Here is a 6,286-nt window from a genome sequence, read left to right as displayed (position 1 = left end):
CTCATACCCTACGCCATACAAGCGAGCCTGCTCGCGAACCCGATTGACACCAGCGCCGCCGATAACCGCTCAACCGGCCGAGATTGACGCTCTGCCGCGCACTCACTAGAGTGCGCGTTTTCCTACGTCCTACGCTGTATCCGCACCATGACCCCGTTCTGCCGCTTCGCCGACTCATCGCTCGCCCTCCTCCGGGAGCCCCCGCGCGTGCGCAAGGTCGATGCCGTGCTGAACCTGCGTCGCAGCGTTCTCTTCGCCTTCACCTTCTCTCCTCCCACCGGCTGCTGAGCCGGACACCGCGCGCCTTCGCGTCGGTCACTCCGCATTTCGAATCCGCCCACCGGAGAACCCCGGCGGGCTCGTTTGCATTTGCAGCCCTGTCGCTGGAGCGCCCGGGCAAGAGAAGGTTTTCATGAATACCCCAGTCATCCTCAACAAACCGCTTCTCGCGGTGCTGCTGTTTGCCGTGTCCATCGTCGGCCTGAGCCTGGGCGCAACGCTGCCGCTGGTGGCGCTGCGCCTGCTGGACAACGGCGCCAGCGCGCTGCAGATCGGCATCCTCTCGGCGGTGCCGGCGGCCGGCATGATCCTCGCCGCCACCCTGGTGGACCGCGCCTGCCAGTTGGTGAGCCGGCGTCGCCTGTACCTGCTGTGCTTCGTGCTGTGCACCGCCAGCACCGCGGCCATCGAATTCAGCAGCCATTCGCTCTGGCTGCTGGCTGTTGCTCGCCTGGCGCTGGGTATTGGCATGGGTATCGCGATCATCCTCGGCGAGGCCTGGGTCAACGAGCTGTGCGGCGAAAAGAACCGCGGCACCATCGTCGCCCTGTATGCCACCAGCTTCACCGCCTTCCAGCTGCTGGGGCCGACCCTGGTCGCGCTGCTCGGCGCGCAGGCGCCGTGGGTGGTGCTGCTGGTCAGTGCCGGTCACCTGATTGCCCTGGCCACCGTGGCCTTGGCCATGCCCGAGGAAGGCCTTCACCAACACGTGGAGGAGCCGCGCAGCTTCTCCCTGGCCGGCTTCCTGCGGGTGGCGCCGGCGCTGTGCATGGGCGTGCTGTTCTTCTCCTTCTTCGACAGCGTGGTGCTCTCGCTCTTCCCGGTATACGCCTCCAGCCACGGCTATGCGGTGGGCATTGCCGCGCTCATGGCGACGGTGATCCTGCTCGGCGACATGCTCTGCCAGTTGCCGCTGGGCTGGCTGTCCGACCGCCTGGACCGGCCCACCCTGCACCTTGCTTGCGGCGTCGCGGCGATGGCGATCGGGCTCGCCCTGCCCTGGCTGATCAGCCAGCCGTCGCTGCTCTGGCCGGCGCTGATGCTGCTGGGCGCAGTGGCTGGCGGCGTCTACACCCTGGCGCTGGTACTGATCGGCCAGCGCTTCCGCGGCCGCGATCTGGTTACCGCCAACGCCGCCGCCGGTATGCTCTGGGGCGTCGGCAGCCTGCTCGGGCCACTGCTCAGCGGCAGCCTGATGGACCTTGGCCCGCAGGGCGTGCCGGTGGCACTGGCGCTGGCAGCGGGGCTGTTCGTGGCGACGGCGGTGGCATCAGTACGACGCTCAGTACTGCGCCACGCCTGAACAGCGTTCGCGAGCAAGCTCGCTCCTGCAGGGAGGCACTCCGCGCTCTTCGTAGGAGCAAGGGGGACGCCATCGCTATTGCTCGCGAGCCCGCCCGGAATCACCGTTGCCGGGAGCCGATCGCGGACAGAGTCCGCTGCTACGCAAGGTTTTAAACCGGGAACCCCTGCAGAAGCGCACCGAAGGTGCCTTTCTCGAAAGCGGCCCGCTGCGAGGGAAGAGGAAGCAGCCCCAGCCCGCTCACACCTGGGCTCCAGCTCGCGCCGAACGGCCCCCCTCCCTTCAGGGAGAGGGAAAACCCACCACGGTCTCGCAAGGAAAGACAGTTCCTGCAGGGGACGGCGACATTCGAGATCGAAGAGGAAGCGGCGGAGCGGATAGCCCCGCCGTTGTATCGGGCGTGGCCCGAGACGAGTTGCGCAGGAAGCGCGAGGGAAACGGCCTGCCGGGAGCGGGTAGCTCCGCCAGAGGGCTGGCAGGCCGGGTGGCCGCAGAAGCAGCCGGAAAGCAGGCCGGAAGCGCCCGGTAAGGCGCTCCCGGCACCGTCGTCAGCCGATGGTCATCAGGCTGGCGTTGCCGCCGGCGGCGGCGGTGTTGACGCTCAGGGCCCGCTCGATCAGCAGGCGCTCCAGAGGGATGTCGGTTTCCCCGCGGTTCAGCCCGGTGACGCCGACGATGGCGCCCTTGCGCTGGCTGGCCTGCTCGCAGACCGCACGCAGCTGGTCGGAATCGCCGTGGTGCAGGATGGCGTCGAACACCTTGTCGGTGGCGGTCCAGTCGGCGACCAGCTCGATGCGCTGGGCCACTTCCTTCGGCAGTTCCCTGACCACGGCGGCGTTGGACTCGGCCACCAGCGGGCGGCTGCCAACGCTGAGCACGGCGGCAAGCTGGGCGAGCAGGTCGGCACGGTCTTCGGCCAGGCACAGCACGTGCTCACGCGGCAGCAGCGTGTAGGTGTTGCGCTCGCCGGTCGGGCCGGTGAGTACCTGCTGGGTGAAGCTCTGCGCCAGTTCGCCGTAGCCGCCGAGCAGGCTTGCCAGGGCGGCGTCCTTCTGCCCTGCCCACTTGGCCAGCGCGTCCACGGCCTGCTGGGCATCCTTCGGACGCGGCAGCGGCTGGGCGCCATCGCCCTTGAGCTGGTTGGCCACCGCATCCTGCGGACGGGTCGACAACAGGCGGTAGAGGTACAGTGGGCCACCGGCCTTCGGACCGGTGCCGGACAGGCCTTCGCCACCGAAAGGCTGCACGCCGACCACGGCGCCAACCACGTTGCGGTTGACGTAGAGGTTACCGACGTGGGCGTTGCCGACGACCTGGGCGATGGTCTCGTCGATGCGGGTGTGCACGCCCAGGGTCAGGCCGTAGCCGGATTCGTTGATCTGCGCGAGCAGCTGGCCAAGGTCGGCGCGCTGGTAGCGCACCACGTGCAGCACCGGGCCGAAGATTTCGCGCTTGAGCTCGCTGAAGCTGTCCAGCTCGATCAGGGTCGGCACGACGAAGGTGCCGCGCTTGATTTCCTCGGCGTCCACGCGGGCGCTCTGGAATACCTTGCGGCCTTTGTCGCGCATCGCCTGGATGTGCTTGTCGATGTTGCCCTTGGCTTCCTCGTCGATCACCGGGCCGATGTCGGTGTGCAGGCGCTCCGGTGCACCGACACGGTATTCCGCCATGGCGCCCTTGAGCATCTGCACCACGCGGTCGGCGGCATCTTCCTGCACGCACAGCACGCGCAGGGCAGAACAGCGCTGGCCGGCGCTGTCGAACGCGGAGTTGACCACGTCCACCACCACCTGCTCGGCCAGCGCCGAGGAGTCGACGATCATCGCGTTGAGGCCGCCGGTCTCGGCGATCAGCGGGATGGTGCGGCCCTGGGCGTCGAGGCGGCCGGCGATGTTGCGCTGGAGGATGCCGGCCACTTCGGTGGAACCGGTGAACATCACGCCGCGCACACGCTCGTCGCCCACCAGGCGGGCACCGACGGTTTCGCCACGGCCCGGCAGCAGCTGCACGGCGCCAGCCGGCACGCCGGCTTCCAGCAGGATGCGCACGGCTTGCGCAGCGATCAGCGGGGTCTGCTCGGCGGGCTTGGCCAGCACGGTATTGCCGGCGGCCAGGGCGGCGGCCACCTGACCGCTGAAGATCGCCAGCGGGAAGTTCCACGGGCTGATGCACACCACCGGGCCCAGCGGGCGGTGGCTGTCGTTGGCGAAGTGGGTGCTGGCCTGGGCGCCGTAATAGCGCAGGAAGTCCACCGCTTCGCGCACTTCGGCGATGGCGTTGGCGAAGGTCTTGCCCGACTCGCGCACCAGCACGCCCATCAGCGACTGGATCTCCGCTTCCATCAGGTCGGCGGCGCGCTGCAGGATGGCACCGCGTTCGGCAGGCTGGGTGGACTGCCAGATCTGCGCGCTGGACAGCGCGCCAAGGATGGCGTTGTTCACATCGGCTTCGCTGGCCTCGCGCACGTGGCCCACCACGTCCCGGTGGTCCGCCGGGTTGCGGACCGGCTGCGGCTCGCCCGGAACGGCTTCGGCCAGGCCCAGTATCGGCTCGGCGACGTAGGCGTGGTTGGTGCTCGTCAGCAGCGCCGAGGACAGCGAACCCAGGCGGTGTTCGTTGGCCAGGTCGATGCCGGCGGAGTTCAGCCGGGATTCGCCATAGAGGTCGCGCGGCAGCGGGATGCGCGGGTGCGGCAGGCCCAGGGTGCCCTCCTGCGCGGCCATCTGCTCGACCTGCAGCACCGGGTCCAGCACCAGGTCCTGAAGGGAGATGCTGTGGTCGGCGATACGGTTGACGAAGGAGGTATTGGCGCCGTTTTCCAGCAGGCGGCGCACCAGGTACGCCAGCAGGGTTTCGTGGCTGCCCACTGGCGCATAGATGCGGCACGGACGGTTGAACTTGCCGTCGGCGACCTTGCCCACCACCTGCTCGTACAGCGGTTCGCCCATGCCGTGCAGGCACTGGAACTCGTACTGGCCCGGGTAGTAGTTCTGCCCGGCCAGCTGGTAGATGGCCGACAGCGAGTGGGCGTTGTGGGTGGCGAACTGCGGGTAGATGGACTCCGGCACGGCCAGCAGCTTGCGCGCACAGGCCAGGTAGGAGACGTCGGTGTACGGCTTGCGGGTGTAGACCGGGTAGCCTTCCAGGCCGTTGACCTGGGCCAGCTTGATCTCGCTGTCCCAGTAGGCGCCCTTCACCAGGCGGATCATCAGGCGGTGACGGCTGCGCTTGGCCAGGTCGATCACGTAGTCGATCACGTACGGGCAGCGCTTCTGGTAGGCCTGGATGACGAAGCCGATGCCGTTCCAGCCGGCCAGCGACGGCTCGAAGCACAGGCGCTCGAGCAGGTCGAGGGAGATTTCCAGGCGATCGGCTTCCTCGGCATCGATGTTGATGCCGATGTCGTAATCGCGGGCCATCTTCACCAGGCCCAGGACGGTCGGGTACAGCTCCTCCATCACGCGGTCGTACTGCGCGCGGCTGTAGCGTGGGTGCAGCGCGGAGAGCTTGATCGAGATGCCCGGGCCTTCGTAGATGCCGCGGCCGTGAGAGGCCTTGCCGATGGCATGGATGGCCTGCTCGTAGGACGCCAGGTAACGCTTGGCGTCTTCGTCGGTCAGCGCGGCTTCGCCGAGCATGTCGTAGGAATAGCGGAAGCCACGGGATTCCATGTTGGCCGCGTTGGCCAGGGCCTCGGCGATGGTCTCGCCGGTGACGAACTGCTCGCCCATCAGGCGCATGGCCATGTCCACGCCCTTGCGGATCAGCGGCTCGCCGGACTTGCCGATGATGCGGTTGAGCGACGAGGACATGCCGGCTTCAGTGTGGGTCGACACCAGCTTGCCGGTGATCAGCAGCCCCCAGGAGGCCGCGTTGACGAACATCGACGGGCTCTGGCCCAGGTGCTGGCTCCAGTTGCCGTTGCTGATCTTGTCGCGGATCAGCGCGTCGCGGGTGGCCTTGTCCGGGATGCGCAGCAGCGCCTCGGCCAGGCACATCAGCGCCACGCCTTCCTGGGACGACAGGGAGAACTCCTGCAGCAGGCCCTGCACCAGGCCCTGGCGGCCACCGGCGTTCTTCTGGTTACGCAGCTTTTCGGCGATGCCCAGTGCCATCTTGCTGGCGGCGGCGGCTTGCTCCTTCGGTAGGCGGGCCAGATCCAGCAGCATCGGCAGCGCTTCGGTTTCCGGACGGCGGTAGGCGGCGGTGATGGCCGCACGCAGCACGGACTGCGGCAGGATGCTTTCGGCGAAATCGAGGAAGACCTGCAACCCTTGCTCGTTGAGCGCATCCAGCGATTCCTCGCCCGCCGCCGCAGCCAGACCGGACTGTTCGGCCGGGGTCAGCCCGCCTTCCACCTGTTCCAGGTAAGAGAAGATGGCCTGTTTGATCAGCCAGTGCGGGGTACGGTCGAGTTGCTGGGCAGCCAGCTTGAGGCGCTCGCGGGTGGCGTCGTCGAGCTTCACGCCAAGGGTGGTGGTGGCCATGGGGCTTCCTGTTGTTAGAAGGTGTGCCTGAAAACGGCGAAAGGTTATACCGCCGAATCGCAAGGTGCAACCAGGTGCAACCCAATAAAAACAAGCCTTTGGTCGTAAGCGCAGTTCCGGTGCAACCGGTGACATTTCCCCCACACGGCGCTACCAAACGGAGCACGGCCACGGGCACGTCCGGCTGCAACCTGTATGGAGCGGCCGGACGGCAGGG

Annotated in this window: 3 protein-coding genes; 2 read left to right on the top strand and 1 reads right to left on the bottom strand. The window is 67.7% G+C overall.

The window, feature by feature from the left end; genetic code table 11:
- Positions 1–147 precede the first annotated feature (147 nt).
- The gene (locus C167_RS34460; RefSeq protein ID WP_157791831.1) at positions 148–288 is read left to right on the top strand and encodes a hypothetical protein; all 141 of its coding nucleotides are present in this window, start codon (positions 148–150) and stop codon (positions 286–288) included.
- A 124-nt stretch (positions 289–412) separates the two neighbouring features.
- A complete protein-coding gene (locus C167_RS0111305; RefSeq protein ID WP_017518390.1) occupies positions 413–1,582 on the top strand; it encodes an MFS transporter in 1,170 nt (389 codons plus the stop codon).
- A gap of 548 nt (positions 1,583–2,130) precedes the next feature.
- On the opposite strand, the gene putA is transcribed toward C167_RS0111305, so the two are convergent.
- On the bottom strand, positions 2,131–6,069 hold the full coding sequence (gene putA / locus C167_RS0111300; RefSeq protein ID WP_017518389.1) for a trifunctional transcriptional regulator/proline dehydrogenase/L-glutamate gamma-semialdehyde dehydrogenase: 3,939 nt from the start codon (positions 6,067–6,069) through the stop codon (positions 2,131–2,133).
- Between the last annotated feature and the right edge of the window lie 217 nt (positions 6,070–6,286).

Origin of the sequence: Pseudomonas nitroreducens TX1, assembly GCF_000313755.1 — a bacterium.
GTDB lineage: Bacteria > Pseudomonadota > Gammaproteobacteria > Pseudomonadales > Pseudomonadaceae > Pseudomonas > Pseudomonas nitroreducens_A.
This window is presented reverse-complemented; position numbering and strand designations above follow the sequence as displayed.

Excerpts from the sequence above, each read along its gene's own strand:
- C167_RS34460 (WP_157791831.1), top strand. The coding sequence starts at position 148 with ATGACCCCGTTCTGCCGCTTCGCCGACTCATCGCTCGCCCTCCTCCGG.
- C167_RS0111305 (WP_017518390.1), top strand. The coding sequence starts at position 413 with ATGAATACCCCAGTCATCCTCAACAAACCGCTTCTCGCGGTGCTGCTG.
- putA (WP_017518389.1), bottom strand. The coding sequence starts at position 6,069 with ATGGCCACCACCACCCTTGGCGTGAAGCTCGACGACGCCACCCGCGAG.